Below are 1,516 nucleotides of genomic sequence, written 5' to 3' on the forward strand. Positions count from 1 at the left end.
TCGCATAGACGCCGCCGATGCCGCAGAAATTGGGCGTCAGCCCGATATGAACATAAGGTCCGGCGGTCTGCGAGGGGCTTTCCCTGAGCCGGTCGAGCGACTGGGCCATCAATTGCCCTCCAGCCTGTTTTCGAACAGCGACGCGCGGCGCCCGCGCAGCACGATGTCGAACTTGTAGGCGCGCGCGTCGAAGGGGATCGTCGCCTGCATGTCGAGCGTGGCGATCAGCGTTTCGACGGCGGCCTTGTCGGGGATGCCGCGCACGATCGGGCAGTGCCAGATCAGCGGATCACCCTCGAAATACATCTGCGTGATCAGCCGCTGCGCAAAGCCGTGGCCGAAGACCGAGAAATGGATGTGCGAGGGCCGCCAGTCGTTCGGCCCGTTCGGCCAGGGATAGGGGCCGGGCTTGACAGTGCGAAAGGCGTAGCCGCCATCCTCGCCTGTTATGGCGCGCCCGCAGCCGCCAAAGTTCGGGTCGAGCGGCGCCAGATAGCCGTCCTTCTTGTGGCGGTAGCGGCCGCCGGCATTGGCCTGCCAGAATTCGAGCAGCGCGCCGGGTACGCCAACGCCGCGTTCATCGAGCACCCGGCCATGGACGATGATGCGCTCGCCGAGCGCGCTCTCGCCGGGCCTGGCGAAATTGTGGATCAGGTCGGCGTCGAGTTTGCCGAGCATGGCGTGACCGAAGACCGGGCCTGCAATCTCCGACAGCGTGTTGTCGAACGGCAGCGGCGCCTTCTGCGGCGAGCGCAGCACGGAGGTCTTGTAATTCGGTGTCAGAACAGGTGGATGCCAGGTCCGGTCGCGCTGGAAGAAGGCGCCGGTCTCGGGCCTTCGGTTCGAGCCGGACTCAGCGGTCATTCTGGCTTCCGTCCATTTCCGAAAACACGTCCTTGGCAATTCTGAAGGCACGGTTGGCGGCCGGCACGCCGGCATAGATGGCGACATGCAGGAACGCCTCGCAGATATCGTCGCGCGAGGCACCGGTGTTGACGGTGGCGCGCACATGCATAGCAACCTCCTCATCATGGCCGAGTGCGGCCAGCAGCGCCAGCGTGACGATCGAACGCTCACGCCTGGTCAAGCCCGGCCGCGCCCACACGGTTCCCCAGGCGGCCTCGGTGATCAACTCCTGGAAAGGCTGGTCGAAATCGGTGGCGGCGACCTCGGCGCGGTCGACATGGCGGTCACCAAGCACCGAGCGCCGCACCGCGAGGCCGGTGCGATATCTGGTTGCGTTGCCGGGGACTTCATCCATGGGTTTCTGCTCCAGGGGCAAGCGACGCGATAAAGCCGCGGATCAGGGCGGTGAGCGCTTCAGGCTGTTCGACGCAAGGAATGTGTCCAGCGTCGCGGATGATTTCGAAGCGCGCGCCGGGGATCAGCGCGGCCAGCGAGCGGACGAGATCGGGAGGTGTCGAGCCATCCTGGTCGCCGGCGACGCAGAGCGTCGGCACCGCGATGCGGCGTGCAGCATCGGTGAAATCGGCATCGCGAACGGCCGCGCAAGTCC

General features: G+C 66.0%; 3 protein-coding genes and 1 pseudogene. All 4 read right to left on the reverse strand.

Annotated features, from left to right (window positions below):
• Positions 1 to 109, reverse strand: a pseudogene (locus tag EN879_RS40380) (protocatechuate 3,4-dioxygenase subunit alpha); the annotation flags it as partial.
• Positions 109 to 864, reverse strand: a complete 756-nt coding sequence (gene pcaH / locus EN879_RS35435; protein WP_013532962.1) for a protocatechuate 3,4-dioxygenase subunit beta — start codon at positions 862 to 864, stop codon at positions 109 to 111. The gene pcaH and the pseudogene EN879_RS40380, both read right to left, overlap by 1 nt.
• On the reverse strand, positions 854 to 1,261 hold the full coding sequence (gene pcaC, locus EN879_RS35440) for a 4-carboxymuconolactone decarboxylase (protein ID WP_013532963.1): 408 nt from the start codon (positions 1,259 to 1,261) through the stop codon (positions 854 to 856). The genes pcaH and pcaC overlap by 11 nt, the downstream gene beginning before the upstream one ends.
• The coding region (locus EN879_RS35445) for an alpha/beta fold hydrolase (protein ID WP_127274692.1) at positions 1,254 to 1,516 on the reverse strand (263 nt) is incomplete at its 5' end. The genes pcaC and EN879_RS35445, both read right to left, overlap by 8 nt.

The organism is Mesorhizobium sp. M7A.F.Ca.AU.002.02.1.1 (genome assembly GCF_003998535.1).
GTDB classification, from domain to species: domain Bacteria; phylum Pseudomonadota; class Alphaproteobacteria; order Rhizobiales; family Rhizobiaceae; genus Mesorhizobium; species Mesorhizobium ciceri.